The organism is Phenylobacterium sp., assembly GCF_037189685.1.
GTDB lineage: Bacteria > Pseudomonadota > Alphaproteobacteria > Caulobacterales > Caulobacteraceae > Phenylobacterium.
In genome coordinates this window covers 1-15,880 of the sequence record NZ_JBBCIT010000021.1, presented here as the reverse complement: position 1 = coordinate 15,880, position 15,880 = coordinate 1, and the positions used below count along the sequence as shown (strand labels likewise).

Annotated in this window: 13 protein-coding genes and 1 riboswitch; of the genes, 5 read left to right on the top strand and 8 right to left on the bottom strand. The window is 72.1% G+C overall.

The annotated features are described in order from the left end of the window. The first annotated feature begins 3 nt into the window (after positions 1 to 3). The 4 genes from WG212_RS13435 to WG212_RS13420 all read left to right on the top strand — a co-directional run bounded on the left by WG212_RS13435 (position 4) and on the right by WG212_RS13420 (position 5,192). Positions 4 to 1,590, top strand: a complete 1,587-nt coding sequence (locus tag WG212_RS13435) for a sulfotransferase (protein ID WP_337187612.1) — start codon at positions 4 to 6, stop codon at positions 1,588 to 1,590. Positions 1,591 to 1,595: 5 nt separating this feature from the next. After that, positions 1,596 to 1,703: riboswitch (TPP riboswitch) on the top strand. A 41-nt stretch (positions 1,704 to 1,744) separates the two neighbouring features. After that, the gene (thiC, locus tag WG212_RS13430) at positions 1,745 to 3,580 is read left to right on the top strand and encodes a phosphomethylpyrimidine synthase ThiC (protein WP_337187611.1); all 1,836 of its coding nucleotides are present in this window, start codon (positions 1,745 to 1,747) and stop codon (positions 3,578 to 3,580) included. Between the two features lie 113 nt (positions 3,581 to 3,693). Further along, positions 3,694 to 4,197 carry a c-type cytochrome gene (locus WG212_RS13425; RefSeq protein ID WP_337187610.1) on the top strand — a complete coding sequence of 168 codons (504 nt, stop codon included), beginning with the start codon at positions 3,694 to 3,696 and terminating at the stop codon, positions 4,195 to 4,197. Between the two features lie 233 nt (positions 4,198 to 4,430). Then, the gene (locus WG212_RS13420) at positions 4,431 to 5,192 is read left to right on the top strand and encodes a PEPxxWA-CTERM sorting domain-containing protein (RefSeq protein ID WP_337187609.1); all 762 of its coding nucleotides are present in this window, start codon (positions 4,431 to 4,433) and stop codon (positions 5,190 to 5,192) included. Between the two features lie 129 nt (positions 5,193 to 5,321). On the opposite strand, the gene WG212_RS13415 is transcribed toward WG212_RS13420, so the two are convergent. From WG212_RS13415 to WG212_RS13385, 7 genes are all read right to left on the bottom strand, one after another. Further along, positions 5,322 to 6,068 carry a PEPxxWA-CTERM sorting domain-containing protein gene (locus WG212_RS13415; protein WP_337187608.1) on the bottom strand — a complete coding sequence of 249 codons (747 nt, stop codon included), beginning with the start codon at positions 6,066 to 6,068 and terminating at the stop codon, positions 5,322 to 5,324. A 219-nt stretch (positions 6,069 to 6,287) separates the two neighbouring features. Continuing rightward, positions 6,288 to 8,651, bottom strand: a complete 2,364-nt coding sequence (locus WG212_RS13410; RefSeq protein ID WP_337187607.1) for a serine/threonine-protein kinase — start codon at positions 8,649 to 8,651, stop codon at positions 6,288 to 6,290. Continuing rightward, on the bottom strand, positions 8,644 to 9,207 hold the full coding sequence (locus tag WG212_RS13405) for an ECF-type sigma factor (RefSeq protein ID WP_337187606.1): 564 nt from the start codon (positions 9,205 to 9,207) through the stop codon (positions 8,644 to 8,646). Before WG212_RS13405 ends, WG212_RS13410 begins: the two co-directional genes overlap by 8 nt. 267 nt (positions 9,208 to 9,474) lie before the next feature. Beyond that, positions 9,475 to 9,684: a hypothetical protein gene (locus WG212_RS13400; RefSeq protein ID WP_337187605.1), complete on the bottom strand. Its 210-nt coding sequence runs from the start codon at positions 9,682 to 9,684 to the stop codon at positions 9,475 to 9,477. 137 nt (positions 9,685 to 9,821) lie between these two features. Next, positions 9,822 to 10,988 carry a helix-turn-helix transcriptional regulator gene (locus WG212_RS13395; RefSeq protein WP_337187604.1) on the bottom strand — a complete coding sequence of 389 codons (1,167 nt, stop codon included), beginning with the start codon at positions 10,986 to 10,988 and terminating at the stop codon, positions 9,822 to 9,824. A gap of 40 nt (positions 10,989 to 11,028) precedes the next feature. Then, the gene (locus WG212_RS13390; protein WP_337187603.1) at positions 11,029 to 13,560 is read right to left on the bottom strand and encodes an FtsX-like permease family protein; all 2,532 of its coding nucleotides are present in this window, start codon (positions 13,558 to 13,560) and stop codon (positions 11,029 to 11,031) included. Then, positions 13,557 to 14,246 carry an ABC transporter ATP-binding protein gene (locus WG212_RS13385; RefSeq protein ID WP_337187602.1) on the bottom strand — a complete coding sequence of 230 codons (690 nt, stop codon included), beginning with the start codon at positions 14,244 to 14,246 and terminating at the stop codon, positions 13,557 to 13,559. Before WG212_RS13385 ends, WG212_RS13390 begins: the two co-directional genes overlap by 4 nt. A 67-nt stretch (positions 14,247 to 14,313) precedes the next feature. Between WG212_RS13385 and WG212_RS13380 the strand changes: the two genes are divergently transcribed. Further along, positions 14,314 to 14,985 (top strand): arylesterase, encoded by a 672-nt coding sequence (locus tag WG212_RS13380; protein ID WP_337187601.1) that lies wholly within the window; start codon positions 14,314 to 14,316, stop codon positions 14,983 to 14,985. 6 nt (positions 14,986 to 14,991) lie between these two features. Here WG212_RS13380 and WG212_RS13375 read toward each other — a convergent pair whose 3' ends face one another. After that, positions 14,992 to 15,696 carry a hypothetical protein gene (locus WG212_RS13375; protein WP_337187600.1) on the bottom strand — a complete coding sequence of 235 codons (705 nt, stop codon included), beginning with the start codon at positions 15,694 to 15,696 and terminating at the stop codon, positions 14,992 to 14,994. Positions 15,697 to 15,880: the final 184 nt, after the last annotated feature.

The following is a 15,880-nucleotide window of genomic DNA, read 5'->3' as shown; positions in this document are numbered from 1 at the left end:
GAAATGATGCAATTCGATCAGGCGCTCGCGGAGGCCGAAAAGCTGATGGCCCGGCGCGCCTACGCGCCCGCGCACCGGATCTGCATGCAGGCGCTGGAGCGCGACCCTGAGGCCGCCGCCGCGTGGTTTCTCCTCGGCGTGCTGGCGGCGGATCATGGCAACGTCGGTCGGGCGGCGGATCTGTTCGAGAAGGCGGTGATGTTCGCGCCGCACGATCCGAGGCCCCACGCCCACCTGGCGCGGGCGCTCATGCTGCTCAACGAACAGGCAGATGCGGTCGAGGCCGCGGAAATCGCTGCGGCGTTGCATCCGCGCGACGCTCTCACGCTCGACACCCTGGGCGTGGTGTTCAGCCGCGCGGGCCTGCACGCCCGCGCGATCCCGTTCTTCGAGGCGGCGGTGGCGCGCAACGGACGCAACGCGGAACTGCTGTTCAACCTGGGCGCCTCGCGCCAGTTCCTGGGTGATTTCGCGGGGGCGGAGGCGGCCTACGCCGGCGCCGTCGCCATCGATCCGGACGCCCATCGCGCCTGGTCGTCCCGCGTCACCCTGGCGCGCCAGACGCCCGAGCGGAATTTCCGGCCCGAGCTGGAACGCCTCTTCGCGATTCACGCCCACGATCCCGAGCGCGCGCTTCATTTCGCCCACGCCTTGGCCAAGACCAGTGAGGATCTCGGCGATCCCGTCGCCGCCCTGGCCTGGTTGCAACGGGGAAAAGCCGTGCGGCGGGTCTGCGCGGGATATGATCCGGCTCGCGACGCGGCGATCTTCGACGCCGCCGGCCAGACGTTCGTGGCCAGCGACGGGACCGCAGGCTTTGGATCGGATGCACCCGTCTTCGTGGTGGGGCTGCCGCGGACGGGTACGACGCTGGTCGACCGCATTCTCTCCAGCCACCGCGACGTGGAATCGCTGGGGGAGCTGGCCCACTTCGGGCTCCTCGTGAAGCGGATGGCCGCGACGCCCTCCAGCCTCGTCCTCGATCCGCCGACCCTGCGGGCGGGCCGGGCCATCGATCCGGAGAGCCTGGGCCGGGCGTTCCTCGACAGCGTGGCCGGCCTGCGGGGCGCGGCCCCGCGGTTCGTCGATAAGATGCCGCTGAACGTCGTCTACGCCGGCCTGATCCATCGGGCTCTGCCGGACGCGCGGATCGTCTGCCTGCGCCGCCACCCGATGGATTCCTGCCTGGCCAACTATCGCCAGCTCTTCGCCACCAACATTCCCCAGTACGACTACGCTCTCGATCTGGAGGATCTCGGCCGCTACTACCTGGGCTTCGACCGGCTGGTGGCCCGCTGGCGCGCCGTCCTGCCGCCCGACCGCTTCTGCGAGGTGGCCTACGAGGACCTCGTCCATGACCAGGAGGCCCAGACCCGGCGGTTGCTCGCCTTCTGCGGCCTGGACTGGGACCCCGCCTGCCTCGCGTTTCACGAGAACGCCGCCCCGGTCGCCACCGCCAGCTCGGTCCAGGTGCGCCAGCCGCTATATGCGTCGTCCATCGGCCGCTGGCGCGCGTATGGCGAAGGCCTCGCGCCGCTCAGGCGGGTCCTGGAGGCCGGCGGCCTCGACGTAGAGGCCGATCGCGCCTAACCTCCCGGACATCCTCGGGGGGCCGCGCGCAAGCGGCTGAGAGGTGGGTGAGCCCACGACCCGTCGAACCTGATCCGGGTCATGCCGGCGAAGGGAAGGGCCTGTACATCCCGAACCGACGCCCGTGATCCGTCCTGACCGAAGGACGCATGCGATGAACAAGCCCACCGGCAAGCTGGCCTCAGCCGCCATCCCGACCGGGGAACGCCCTGGCTCGAAGAAGGTCTACCAGCCCGGCGTGGTCTGGCCCGACATCCGCGTGCCGTTCCGCGAGGTGGCGGTTCATGAGAGCGCCAGGGAGCCGGCGCTGACCATCTACGACCCCTCCGGCCCCTACACCGACCCTACGGTCGCCATCGACATCGAGAAGGGACTCTCCAAGACCCGCGAGCCGTGGGTGGTATCGCGCGGCGACGTCGAGATCGTCGAGAATCCCCGCGCGGTGAAACCCGAGGACAACGGTTTCGCCAAGGGCGCGCACCTCGCTCCCGAGTTCACCGCCCCCCGGCGCGTCTACCGCGCCAAGGCCGGCGTCAACGTGACCCAGCTTGAGTACGCCCGTCGGGGGATCATCACCCCGGAAATGGAATACGTCGCCATCCGCGAGAACCTGCGGCGCAAGGAGACCGACGCCTTCATCCGCGACGGCGAGGACTTCGGCGCGTCGATCCCCGACTTCGTGACGCCCGAGTTCGTGCGCGACGAGATCGCCCGCGGGCGCGCCATCATCCCCGCCAACATCAACCACACCGAGCTGGAGCCGATGATCATCGGCCGCAACTTCCTGGTGAAGATCAACGCCAACATCGGCAACTCGGCCGTCCTCAGCCACGTCGCGGACGAGGTGGACAAGATGGTCTGGTCGATCCGCTGCGGCGCCGACACGGTCATGGACCTGTCCACCGGCCGCAACATCCACAACATCCGCGACTGGATCATCCGCAACAGTCCCGTGCCGATCGGGACGGTGCCGATCTACCAGGCGCTGGAGAAGGTGAACGGCGTCGCCGAGGACCTCACCTGGGACGTCTTCCGCGACACCCTGATCGAGCAGGCCGAGCAGGGGGTGGACTACTTCACCATCCACGCCGGCGTGCGCCTGGCCTATGTGCCGCTGACCGCGGGCCGGGTGACCGGCATCGTCAGCCGCGGCGGCTCGATCATGGCAAAGTGGTGCCTGGCCCACCACAAGGAGAACTTCCTCTACGAGCACTTCGAGGAGATCTGCGAGATCATGAAGGCGTACGACGTGTCGTTCAGCCTGGGCGACGGCCTGCGCCCAGGCTCGATCGCCGACGCCAACGACGCGGCCCAGTTCGGTGAGCTGGAGACCCTGGGCGAACTCACCCAGATTGCCTGGAAGCACAACGTCCAGGTGATGATCGAAGGCCCCGGCCACGTGCCGATGCACAAGATCAAGGCCAACATGGACAAGCAGCTCAAGACCTGCGGCGAGGCGCCGTTCTACACGCTCGGCCCGCTCACCACGGACGTGGCGCCTGGCTACGACCACATCACCTCGGCCATCGGGGCGGCGATGATCGGCTGGTTCGGCACGGCGATGCTCTGCTACGTCACGCCCAAGGAGCACCTGGGCCTGCCCAACCGCGAGGACGTGAAGGTCGGCGTGATGACCTACAAGCTGGCGGCCCACGCGGCCGACCTGGCGAAGGGCCATCCGGCGGCGCGCCTGTGGGACGACGCCATCAGCCGCGCCCGCTTCGAGTTCCGCTGGGAGGACCAGTTCAACCTGGGGATCGACCCGGAGACGGCGCGCGAATACCACGACGAGAGCCTGCCGAAGGAGGCGTTCAAGACCGCCCACTTCTGCTCCATGTGCGGCCCCAAGTTCTGCTCCATGAAGATCAGCCAGGACATCCGCGACGCGGCGCGAAAGCAGAACGACGTGGACGCCGGCATGGCCGAGATGGCGCAGAAGTTCCGCGACGGCGGGGGCGAGATCCTGGTGCCCGTGGCGCCGGCGGAATAGGCTTCGCCGCCGATCGGGCGGCTTTCGGCGCAAGCCTCTACAGGCTGGGCCTTACATGCGGCATCCTTCGACGGTCCGGGCCCGTACAGGCTTGGGCAAGAAGAGGGATATCCATGCGCTGGATCATGTTCACCGCCGCCGCTGCGGCGCTCCTGTCGGCCTGCTCGAAACCCGCCGAGGCGCCGGCCGGTCAACCCCATGTGGTGGCCGCCAATGACATCGAGGCGGGCCGCTATCTGGTCATGGTGGGCAGTTGCAACGACTGCCACACCGAGGGCTTCCCCCAGGCCGGCGGGAACATCCCCGAGGCCGAGCGGCTGACCGGACGCGCGATCGGCTACCTGGGACCGTGGGGCGTCTCCTACGCCACCAACCTGCGGCTGCTCGCGCAGAGCACGACCGAGGATGGCTGGGTCGAGATCCTGAGGTCCAAGCCGCTGCTGCCGCCCATGCCGACGCAGAACATCTCGAAGATGACCGAGAAGGACCTGCGGGCGATCTACCGCTACATCCATTCCCTGGGCGAGGCCGGTCAGCCCGAGCCCGACAACCTCCCGCCCGGCGTCGAGCCCCGGACGCCGGTCGAGAACTTGGTCCCCGTCCCGCCCAGGGCCTGAGCGCCCCGGCGGGCCCGGAGGCGCCGACGCCCCCGAATGGGGGGCGCGCGCAGATTCTCGCCGGGGCTATCTGGGGAAGGGGGAAGGCTGAGCTCGCCTGCCGCGGGAACACCTCCCCCTGTCGCGGACCATTGCGGCGGACAACAAGGGTTTCCGCCTGCGAAGGACCTGCGGCGGCGCCTTTCGGCGCTTCTGTGACAGAGGCTTTCGGGCCCGAACCAAGGGGTGTTCCAATGAAGAAGATGCTGTGTGCCGCGGCCGCGCTCGCGCTGGCCTCCACGGGGGCGGCTTACGCCGCGCCGACGGATCTCTCGGGCTGGACCCGCGAAGGGACGGGCGGAACGTGGAATCTGGCTGCCGACAAGAATTCCGTCACCCAGACGGTGAACGGCGCACCGACGGTGTTCTACAGCGACTTCGACGCGCTCGGGCGTTCGCTGTCCGGGACCATCCGGGTCAACACCACCAGCGACGACGATTTCATCGGCTTCGTCGTCGGCTTCAATCCGGGCGAGCTCAGCGGCCCCGGCGATTTCCTGCTCATCGACTGGAAGCAGACGACTCAGGCCTACTACGGCAACGCTCCGGCGGGCCTTGCCCTCTCGCGGGTCACCAGCGGTCTTGGCGACAACGCCGGCGCCTGGTCCCACGATCCGGGTTTCGGGATCATCGAACTGGCCCGCGGCCTCACCTTGGGTTCGACGGGATGGGCGGACCTGACGACCTACACGTTCGACATCGAATACACCGCGTCGAACGTGAAAGTGTGGGTCAACGATGTGCTTCAGTTCGATGTCGACGGCGTCTTCGGAAGCGGGGCGTTCGGCTTCTACAACTACTCCCAGCAGAACGTGACCTACGCCGGTATCGAGGACGACGTCCTGCCCCCGCCCGTGGGGGGCGTCCCGGAACCGTCCACCTGGGCCATGATGATCCTGGGCTTCGGGGCCGCCGGATCCCTGCTCCGTCGCCGCCGCACGCCTCTGGAGGCGTAGGGGCGAAGGGGAGGGCCGGCGAGACAAGGCGCTTCGCGCCTCCCGCCCGTCCTCCCCGGAGGCCTCTCGGCCGCGAGGCTAGCCCGGCCACGACGCCGGACGGGCGGGGAATCCCCTTCCGCCGGGACGTCAGGCCGGTCGAGTGCGGTGTCGCCGGATCATCGAGCCGGCCAGGCCGAAGCCCCCGATCATCAGCGCCCAGGTCCCCGGTTCGGGAACGGCGCCGGTCGGCGCAGCGGACTCGAAGACCCGGACGCTCGTGACCGAGCCCTTGATGTCGTAGGCCTGATCGTACCCGCGCCCGGCGTTCTGCACCTGGCGGAGGAAGCTCGACAGGCCCGAGCCGCCGACCGGCGACCAGGGTTCCGCCATGTCGAAGGCGATGAGCGTCGGTGACGCGAAGCCCGAACTCGCCGTGTGATAGTCGTAGGCCTGTCCACCGACGGGCGAGGGGACGTAGCTGCCGCCGACGCCGGACATGTGGAGCTGGCCCGATGGGCTGGCGGGATAGCTCACGCGCTCGATCCTGCCGTTGAACACCTGGTCGGCCTGGAAATCCATCACGTCCTGGTGGCCGTTGATGGTGATCGTCAGCGAGCGGATGGGCGAGGCGGCGTCGGCGCCTGCGCGGATGTAGTCGAAGACTCCGCCGCCGGGACTGTAGATCGATGTCGTACCGACCGACGGGTCGAACTCGTAGGTCGCCGTGTAGTCCAGGCCGATCAGGTCGTAGGACCCGAAGGTGAGGTCGGTCACCGCATAGGTGACCTTGCCCGAGAACGTCGCGAACAATGCCGCGGCGGCCGGCGCCGGCGCCGCCATGCCGATGGTGAGTACAAGGGCGGCCGCGCCGCCCGCCCAATTCCTGAAACGCATGCCTCTGCTCCATTCCGCCCCGACTCCGGGAGCGAGACCACCCGACTAGCCTGGGAGCCTCGGGCTTCGACCCCCCGTTCGGGGGGCGCCGTGTGGGTGGAAGGCGGTGTTTTTGCTGGGAATTCCCCTTGCGCGCGTACTCTTCACCTGACGCGGGATTCGCATCTTCGAGGCGCGGGAAAAGTGCGTGCCCGTCAGGTCTTCAGGCCCGTCAGGTCTTCAGGTCCGGCAGGCCTTCAGGTCGGTCTCGACAGGCTGCAGGTTGTTCTGGCGATCGTAGTCCGACAGGTCGTCACGGTCGGCGTAGCCCCGAAGGATCGTCCGCGACTCCCGCAGCGCGCCGCAGGCCGAGCCGGTCCGTCCCGCCCGGCGGTACACCGCGGCGGCGTCCTTCAGGCCCACCGCAAGATGCAGCCGCGAGCCCTTGTTGCCGCCGCTGCGCTGGGCCAGCTGGCGGCGGATGGCCACCGCTTCGTCCGCCGCGGCGACGGCCTGGGCGTGCGCGCCCCGGGCGCTCTGGACCTGGGCCAGCACGAGGCCGGTCAGGGCGATGGATTCCGCGGCCCCCGCGTCCGTGGGGCTGCGCACCGCCATCGCGCGGGCGATGGCCTGCCCGTCCTGGAGGGTCGCCAGCGCCGCATCCAGCCGCCCGGCCTCGCGCTGGGCGTCGCCCAGCGACCAGAGCGAGGCGATCAGCCGCCGTGTCCAGGTGGGATCGCCTTCGGCGGCCGCCAGCCGCGCGCGGTTCAGCGCGACGCCTTCCTGCATGCGGGCCACGGCGTCGTCGATGCGGCCGGTGTGCAGATAGACGTTGCCGCTCTGCCGCAGCAGGCCGCTCAGCGAGACGGCGACCGGATCACTGTCGCGCAGGGCCGGGGGCAGGTCGGCCACGATCTTGAGACCTTGCTCGTACACGCGCCCCGCGCCGGGGATGTCGTTGTCCCAGCCGTAGCTGTCGCCTTCGTAGAGGTACGCCGCCGCCAAGGCGCCGGCGCTGCGGTCCGATGGTTCCGGCAGCGCCGTCAGCAGGGTTCGGGCCCGTGTGGCGCGGGCGCGCGCGGCCTTGCTGTCGCCGTCGGCGTACAGGCTCTCGCCGGCCAGGAACGACAGCAGGTGGCCCAGGGCCAGGCTGACGTCCGCCCGCGCCGGCTGTTCGGCGTGGAGCCGTTCGAGGATCGCCTCGGCGCGGCCGTACAGCGCCTTGCCTTCCTCCCGCCGGCCCAGCGAGCCGCCGCCGGTGGACCCCATCACCCGGCCCAGGCGGAAATAGCCTTCGCCCGCCTCCAGCCGCACGTCGAACGGCGCATGCGGGTCGGCGGCCAGCCGGTCGAGATAGGTCTGGGCGGTCTGGGCCAGCTTCAGCCGCGCGTCGACCGAGCCCTGGACCTTGGCCACCTCGTCGTAGACGTCGAACATCATCGACTTGGCCAGGGCGCGCACGTCCTCGAACCGCGCCTCGGCCTCGGCGCGGGCCGCCTCGGCGCGGGCGTTGGCCGCCAGCGTCAGGCCGAAGGCGGCGACCAGGAGGCTCGCCGCGGTCGCCGCCGCGCCCACCGCCAGCCGGTGGCGGCCGACGAACTTGCGGAAGACATAGCCCCGCCCGCCGCCCGCGGCCGACACGGGGAAGCCGCCCCGCCAGGCCGCCACGTCGGCGCGCAGGGCCTCCACGGTGGAGTAGCGGTCGGCCGGGTCGTCGGCGGTCGCCCGCGCGACGATGGCCGAGAGCTCGGGCGCGCGACGGCCGCCCTCGGTGAGCCAGCCCAGCACCCGGCCCAGGGAATAGATGTCCGACAGCGTGCTGGACGGCGCGCCCGCGATCCGCTCGGGCGCGGCGAAGCCGGGCGTGTGGATGCCCGCGTCCCCGCCCGGCGCGGCCGGGGACGGCGCCGCGGCGGTGGCCGGGGCGGCGATGCCGAAGTCGATCAGCTTGGGCTGGCCTGCCGCGTCCACCAGGATGTTGGCCGGAGTCACGTCGCCGTGGACCACGAGGTTCTGATGGGCGAAGGCCACGGCCGCCGCCGCGGCCAGGAACAGGTCCAGGCGGGCCGCGTCGGACGGTCCGGCCGCCAGCCAGTCGGTCAGCGGCCGGCCCTCGACATACTCCATCACGATGAAGGGCTCGCCGGCGGCCGTCTCGCCGCCATCGAACAGGCGCGCGATGTTGGGGTGGGCCAGCCGCGCCAGGGTCTGGCGCTCGCGGCGGAACCGCTCCACCAGCGCGCCCGACAGCGCGCCGGGCCGGATCACCTTGATCGCCACCGTGTGGTCGAAGTCGCCCGTCGCCCGCTCGCCGCGATAGACCGTCCCCATCCCGCCCTGGCCGATTCGGCCGGTGACGCGGTAGGCCCCGATCCGCTCGGGCAGCGGCGCTTCGCCGGCCAGGCCCGGCGCGCCGCCGGTGGGCAGGATCGCCGCGGCGCCGGGGCTGAGCGACAGCAGCGTCAGGGCGCGGTCGCGCACCGCCTCGGAAACCGGACGGCTCCGGATCCAGGCTTCCCGGGAGTCGGAGGGCTGGTCCATCGCCCCGTCGATCAGATCCAGCGCCTGTGCGTCGAGCGACGCCGGCGGCCGATCGTCAGACATCCTGGGCCTGCAGCGCCTCGTAGAGCCACAGGCGCGCAGATTGCCAGCGGCGTTTCACGGTGGATTCCGACAGGTTCAGGACCACGGCGATATCCGTGATCTCCATACCGCCGAAATAGCGCATCTCGACGATCTCGGCCCGCTGGGGATCGACCCGCGCCAGCCTGTCCAGGGCGTCGTTCACCTCGTCGAGGTCGGCATTGCCCACGTCCGGCAGGTTGGTGATCAGCTCCACCTTCATGTGGTCGCGCTTGGCGGCTCGCTTGGCCCGCACGTGTTCGATCAGCGCGCGCCGCATCATGGTGGAGGTGAGCGCCATGAAGTGGGCCCGGTCGCGCCAGTCGATGCGGTCCAGCGCGATCAGCTTCAGGATCGTCTCATGGACGAGGTCGCCGATCGAGAGCGAGACGTGCCGCTCCCCGCGCAGCATCGCCGCGGCGGCCTGACGCAGTTCGGCGTAGAGAAGTGCGAACAGCCGGTCCCGCGCCGCCCTGTCACCGCGCCGCCACCCTCCCAGGAGGGCCCGAGCCTCGTCGTTCGGCGTACGCGTCAACATGGCTCGGCATACTGCGCAGCCGGGGCCGGCGTGGCAAGACGGCGCCCCTCCTGGGTGAAAAATCCACCCTGGCGAGAAAAATTTCACCGGCCCTGACCCGTGGTGCGCGGTTCCGGCGCCTTTAGCTCTTGAGCGGGCCTCGAGGCGGGATCCGCTCGCCCGTCGGCGCCGTCGCGGCTTCCGGTCCCGTGTCATCCGGGATGCCGGGGCGGCGTCCGACCCCGCCTCGAACCGAAGCCGTCTTCCCGGCGCCCAGCGACCCCGCGCTCACTCTTCGGCTTCCGCCCCCACACGCCCTGGCCAGACGCGGACGGCCACCGCCGCCGCCACCGAGCCCAGGATCGCCGCCGCCGCGCCGGCCATCTGCACCGGCGTCATGCCGGCCGCCGCGCAATGGCCCGTCATCGCGCCCGACACGAAGACCAGCGCCGCCGAGCCCCACTCGGCCAGGTCCTGGGTGGTGAAACGAACGTCCATGCGCGAACTCCGGAAAGGGGGCGATATCCCACGCCACCCTGGCGCAGGGCCAATGCCAAATGGTTGCCGTCGGCGCGATGCGACACGGTTGCACAGCGTTGCGGCCACGGGGCGGGCAGGGGCCGGGTGGGCGCCTGCTATCGTCGCGGGCTTCCGGCCGCGAGCAGCTTGGCCACGGCGTGGACGCGGTTGACGGCGCCCAGCTTGCGGCGGGCGTTGTCCACGTGGAAGCGCACGGTGGTCTCCGACAGGCCCAGGATGACGCCGATCTCCCAGTCCGACTTGCCTTCGGCGACCCAGGTGAGGGCGTCGCGCTCCCGCGAGGTCAGGCGCGGGTCGTCGTCGGCCACCGACTCGGCGCAGGTGACGATCACAGCCGGCCGCTGGCGGAAGACCGCCAGCCGCTCCGAGCGTGCGCGGGCCACGTCGATCGACCGGGGCGGGCGCCCCTCGGCGCCCGCCCGGACCAGGCTCGCGTCGCGCCGCGCCGCCGGGGCGCGCGCGGCCGCGGCGGCGATCAGGCCCTCCAGCCGTCCGGAGGGGTCTCCCGGCGTGGCCAGCCGCCCGCCGGCGACCGACAGGTCGTCGCGGTCCGCCAGCAACGCCTCGGCGGCCGGGGTCATGCGTTGCAGCCGCCCGTCGCCGTCCAGCACGAACACGGCCGCGCCCGCACCGGCGTTCTCGAGGTCGTCGTCGGCGAGCCCGCTGGACGCCAGCCGCTCGGTCATGCGGAAGGCCCGGCGCAGATGGCCGTGGAGCCGCTGCGCCTGCGCCAGCTCGGCGTGACCGAACGGCTCGCGCCCCCGCGGGCGGTTGATGGTCAGGGAACTCACGTCGAAACCGTGCGCGGCCAGGCGGACGATCATGAACGAGTGGATGTCCTGCGGGCGCATGAAGTCGTTGTAGTATTCGCGCCGCGCCAGGTCGGCCTTGGGCATCCACGCCTCGTCCGTCAGGATGGTCGGCGTCCAGGCCGCCATGAAGGCGCCCGGGTCCGGCGCGTTCGAGAACGGGTTTATGCCCGCGTAGTGCTCGGCGTAGAGCGTGGCCATGTGGGGATCGATCCGCGCCAGCACGCCCTCGCCCGAACCGTCCGCGACGCTGAGCCGCGAAAGCCAGGCGCCCGAACCGCCGAGGAGATCGGCGAACGTCTCCATGGCGCGGGGCCACAGCCCCGGCTCCACGGCGGCGCCGTAGAGCAGATCCAGGAATCCCTCGTCCTGAGCGTGCGGCACGGCGGCGGTCTCGTCATCCGGCGATGCGGAACCCGCCCAGGCTACACCGTGGCTGCGGTCCTGCGCCATGCCTTGCGCCCGCCGGGCGAGCGGAATTCCCCTACGGCGCCTACGCGCCGCGCAGGGCGGCGGCTGGTCGCTTCGAGAGCGCCTGGAACGAGGCGAGCAGGCCGCCGGCGCCGGCCAGGGCGGCCGCGCCGGCCAGCAGCGCCGCCACGCCGCCCCAGTCCACGCTCCACGTCGCCTCGAACACCTGCGTCACGACCGGCCAGGCGGCGGCATACCCCAGCGCCACGCCCGCCGCCCCGGCGATGAGGCCCACCAGGCCGTATTCGAGGACATAGGCCGCCAGGACCTGGGCGCGCGAGGCGCCGAGCACCTTCAGCGTCGCCGCTTCGCGTGTCCGCTCCTGAGCCCGCGCCGCGATGGCGCCGGCCAGCACCAGCAGGGCCGCCATGAGCGCCACGGCCGCAGCGCCCCGGACGGCCAGGGCCACCTGGTCGAACAGCTCGGTCGCCGCCTCGAGCTGTTCGCGGACCGAGATCACGTTCACCTCCGGGAAGCTCTGGCCCAGGGCGCGGACGATGCGCTGTTCCTCGTCGCGGCTGGCCTTGGCGATGGCCACGTGCCGGGGCGCCGCGCCTTCCAGCGCGGCCGGGGTGACGATGAGCGGGAAGCTGGCGCCGAAGCTGCCGAAATCCACGTCGCGGATCACGGCCAGGGTCGTCTCGATCTCGGCCCCCAGGACCGACAGGGTGACCTTGTCGCCGACCTTCAGGTTCATGCCGCGCGCCGGTTCCTTCGACATGGCCAGCAAGGGCGGCCCGTCATGGTCCGCCGGCCACCAGCGCCCGCTCAGGATGTTGGCGTTGGGCGGTTCGGGGCCGATGGCCGAGAGGGTCACGTCGTTGTCGTAGGCCCAGCGGACGTTCGCCGGCACGCGCTCGGGCGTGACGGGCTCGCCGCGCACGGCGGTGATCCGGCCGGTGAAGTAGGGCGCGCGCAGATAGGTGTCGGCGGTCGGACGCCGGCCATAGGCGCGGGCGAACTCGGCGTCGAAGGCGGCCGCGCGCTCGCCGGGGATCTGGGTGAAGACCAGGGCCGGCGCCGTTTGGGGCGCGATGCTGGAGATCTGGGCCAGCAGGCTGGACTGGATCAGGACCACGGCCGCCAGCAGCGCCACGCCCAGGCCGATCGCCGGCGCCGCCGTCCGGGCGGCCGAGCGCGGCCCGGCCAGGTTGGCCAGCGCGATGCGCATCGCGCCCCGCGCGCCGCCCCGCACCCGTCCGGCCAGCGCCGCCGCCGCCCAGCCGAAGGCCCAGAGCACGAGGAAGGCCGCCGCCACGCCGCCGATCATGACGCCGGCGGCGAACGGGGTGGGCGCGGTCACGACGGCCAGCGCGCCAAGCCCGGCCGCAGCCAGGCCGGCGGCGATCAGCTCCGGGCCCGGGCGGAGGCGGCCCGACAGGTCGCTGCGGAACAGGCTGGCCGGCGGCGTGGTCCTTGCCCGCGCCAGGGGCGCCAGCGCGAAGGCCGCCGCCGAGAGCAGGCCGAACGCCGCGGCCTTCAGGAGCGGGGCGGGATAGATGGCGAACAGGGCCGGGACCGGAAGCTGCGCCTGGATCGCCGCGCCCAGCACGAGCGGCGTGGCGGCGCCCGTCGCCAGGCCGATGGTCACGCCGGCCAGCGCCAGGAGGCCGATCTGGGCCAGGTATGTGTTGCGGATCAGGGCGCTGTCGGCGCCCAGGGCCTTGAGGGTCGCGATCGCGGACTTGCGGCCGTCCACATAGGCGCTGACCGCGCCGAACACCCCGAGCCCGCCCGCCACCAGGGACGCCAGGCCGATGAAGCCCAGGAAATATTCGAGCTGGTCGATCATCCGGCTGACGCCCGGCGCGGCGTCGTTGCGGTCGCGGACGCGGTAGACGCCCTTCATCGCCTTCGCGATCTCGGCCTTGGCCTCGTCCAGCGGGACGCCCGGGGCCAGCGCGATCCGCGCCGTCTGGGCGAACGGCAGGCCGGCCGTCAGGAATCCCCCCGACTCCAGCGCGCCGGTCTGCGCCAGCACGCGCGGTCCCAGGGCGAAGCCGCGCGCCAGCCTATCGGGCTCCGTCTCGAGGATCGCCGTCGCCTGCAGGGTGACGTTGCCCACCAGGAAGCGGTCGCCCAGCTTCAGGTTCAGCCGCTCCAGCAGCGCCTGTTCCACCGCCGCGCCCCACACCGCCGGGCCTCCGGTTTCGTCCTGCCTGGCCAGTGCGGCGGCCAGCGACGGCGCGCCCTCGATCGTCACGGCGCCCGCCAGCGGATAGGCCGCATCCACGCCGCGGAACTCCACCAGCCGCCGCTCGCCGCTCGGCGCCTCGCTCATCGCCTGGACCGCGACGGCCACGCTCACGCGGCCCAGCCGGTCGAAGAGCGCCCGCTCCCTCGGGGTGAAGCGCGTCTGCCCCCGCGACACCGAAAGGTCGCCGCCCAGGATCTGACGCGCCTCGGCGGCCAGCCCCTGCCGGAACGCCTCGGCGGTCGAGCTGGCCGCGGCGATGGCGGCGACGCCCAGCGCCAGGCAGGCCAGGAAGATGCGGAAGCCCTTGACCCCGCTGCGCAGCTCCCGGCCGGCGAACCGCATCCACAACGGGATCACGCCGCCTCCGCGGCGGCCTCTGGCCGTCCGTCGCGCAGGGTGACGACCCGCTGCGCCCGGTGGGCCAGGGCGGGGTCGTGGGTGACCATCAGCAGCGCTGCGCCGGTGTGCTCCACCAGCTCAAACAGCAGGTCGGCCACATGGCGGGCGTTCTTCGAGTCCAGGTTGCCGGTGGGCTCGTCGGCGAAGATCAGCGCCGGGCTGGGCGCCAGCGCCCGGGCCAGGGCGACGCGCTGTTGCTCGCCGCCGGAAAGCTGGTGCGGATAGTGCCTCAGGCGGGCGCCCAGCCCCACGCGGTCCAGCCATGCGCGCGCCTCGGCCATGGCGTCGGGGCGGCGGGCGATCTCCATCGGCGCGGCCACGTTCTCCTCGGCGGTCATGTTGGGCAGCAGGTGGAACGCCTGGAAGACCAGGCCCACCCGCCCGCGCCGCAGCCGGGCGCGGCCGTCCTCGTCCAGCCGGCCCAGGTCCTGTCCGAACAGTCGTACGGTCCCCGCCGTCGGGCGCTCCAGGCCGGCGGCCACGGCGATCAGCGAGCTCTTGCCCGACCCCGAAGGCCCCACCAGCGCCATACGTTCGCCGTGCGCCAGAGTCAGGGACAGGCCCCGCAGGATCTCCACCGGCCCCGCCGCGGAGGGCAGGGTCAGGCTCACGTCGTCGAGGGCGAGCGGCGGCGTGTCGGTCAAGGCGGTCCTCGGTTCGGCGGCTTGCGGGAACGTTGTGCGTATCGGGCTTCTCTTACATAGGACGATCATGGCCGAGCCAAGACCCAGCCGCCGCGCGCTTCTCGCGGTTCCGCTCTTCCTCGCCGCCGGGCCAGCCCTGGCGCAGCCCGCCAACCGTCAGCCCGGCCCGCGCGTCGTCCCGGGTCCGCGCGTCGTCACCTTGCTGGGCGACTCGATCACGGCCGGCTACGGCCTGCCGGCCCAGGCCGCCTTGCCGGCCCGGCTCCAGGCGGCCCTCGTGCGCCTGGGCGCGAACGCCGTGGTCCGGGGCGCGGGCGTCTCGGGCGACACCACGGCCGGCGGTCTCGCCCGCGTGGACTTCAGCGTGCGCAAGGACACCGACGTCGCCGTCATCGCCCTGGGCGCCAACGACCTGCTCCAGGGCCTGGACCCTCGGCGGACCCGCGCCAACCTCGACGGCATCGTCCGGAAGCTGAAGGGCCGCGGCGTCGGTGTGGTGCTCGCGGGGATCGACGCGCCGGCCCAGATCGGCGGCGGCTACGCCCGCGACTTCAACGCCGTCTTCCCGGCCGTGGCCCGCGCCCACGGGGTGACCCTCTATCCGAACCTTCTGGACGGCGTGGCCCGCCAGCCGGCGCTGAACCAGGCCGACGGCATCCATCCCAACGCCCGCGGCGCCGCGATCATCGCCGCCCGCCTGGCCCCCGTGGTCGCGCGGGCCCTGGCGGCGCGGGGGTAGGGCGGCCTATCGCGGCAGGCTGAACAGCGCCCGGTCCGGCGTGACGGCTTCGATCTTCTCCAGGCGGCGTTCCACGGGTTTCGGCCGGCCCGCGCCCGTGGCGGTCACCAGGAACGGGAGCATCAGGCGCCCGACCCGGCGATAATCCCCGAACTCCAGCGTCAGGGTTTCGCCGCCGCGGCCCTCGACCATGCGGCCCGGCAGGCCGGTGGCCCGGTCGAACCAGACCTCTCGCGGCGCGCCCGCCTCGGGATGCACCCGGACCACGTCGAACGACTTGCCGCCGCTGGGACGCACGCCGAGATAGGTGCTGCGGAAGTCGAACCGTCCCGGGAACAGGTAGCCATAGGCGCCGAAGAACGCCTCGGACCGCGCGCGGGCCATCAGCTCGGCGTCCGAGCCTGGCGGCCGCGCGCGCCCGAACGGCTGCCACCAGGCGCCGTAGCCGTTGTAGCCCTGCACGAACTGCTGCGGCCCCGTCCCCACCTCGGTGCGCTCGCCGTAGCGCAGCGTGTCGATCCAGCGCTGATAGGGCTGGCCGCCCTCCGCGCCGGTCTCGTGGAATCCCCGCACGCCGGCCCAGGCGGCCGACCCGCCCATCGCGGACCGCGCCTTGTCCACCACCGCTGGCACGCCCGGCCCATACTGCGCCACGGCCGCCGCGGGCGCGGCCAGCAGGAGGAGAATCGCGAGGAGGAATCGGAGCGCCATGACTCCAGAGCCAATGCCGCGACCGTGTCGTCAATGGGGCGTCGCGGAACGGGCGCGAGTCCGGTTTGGGATTCGGCCGCGAACCCACACGAAAAACACGAACGGGGCGGGCCATTCCCGAGCCTCCGCGCGAGCGGAGACTCCGTCATGTGAACCGCGGAAGACGCGGAAAGGCGCGGAATCG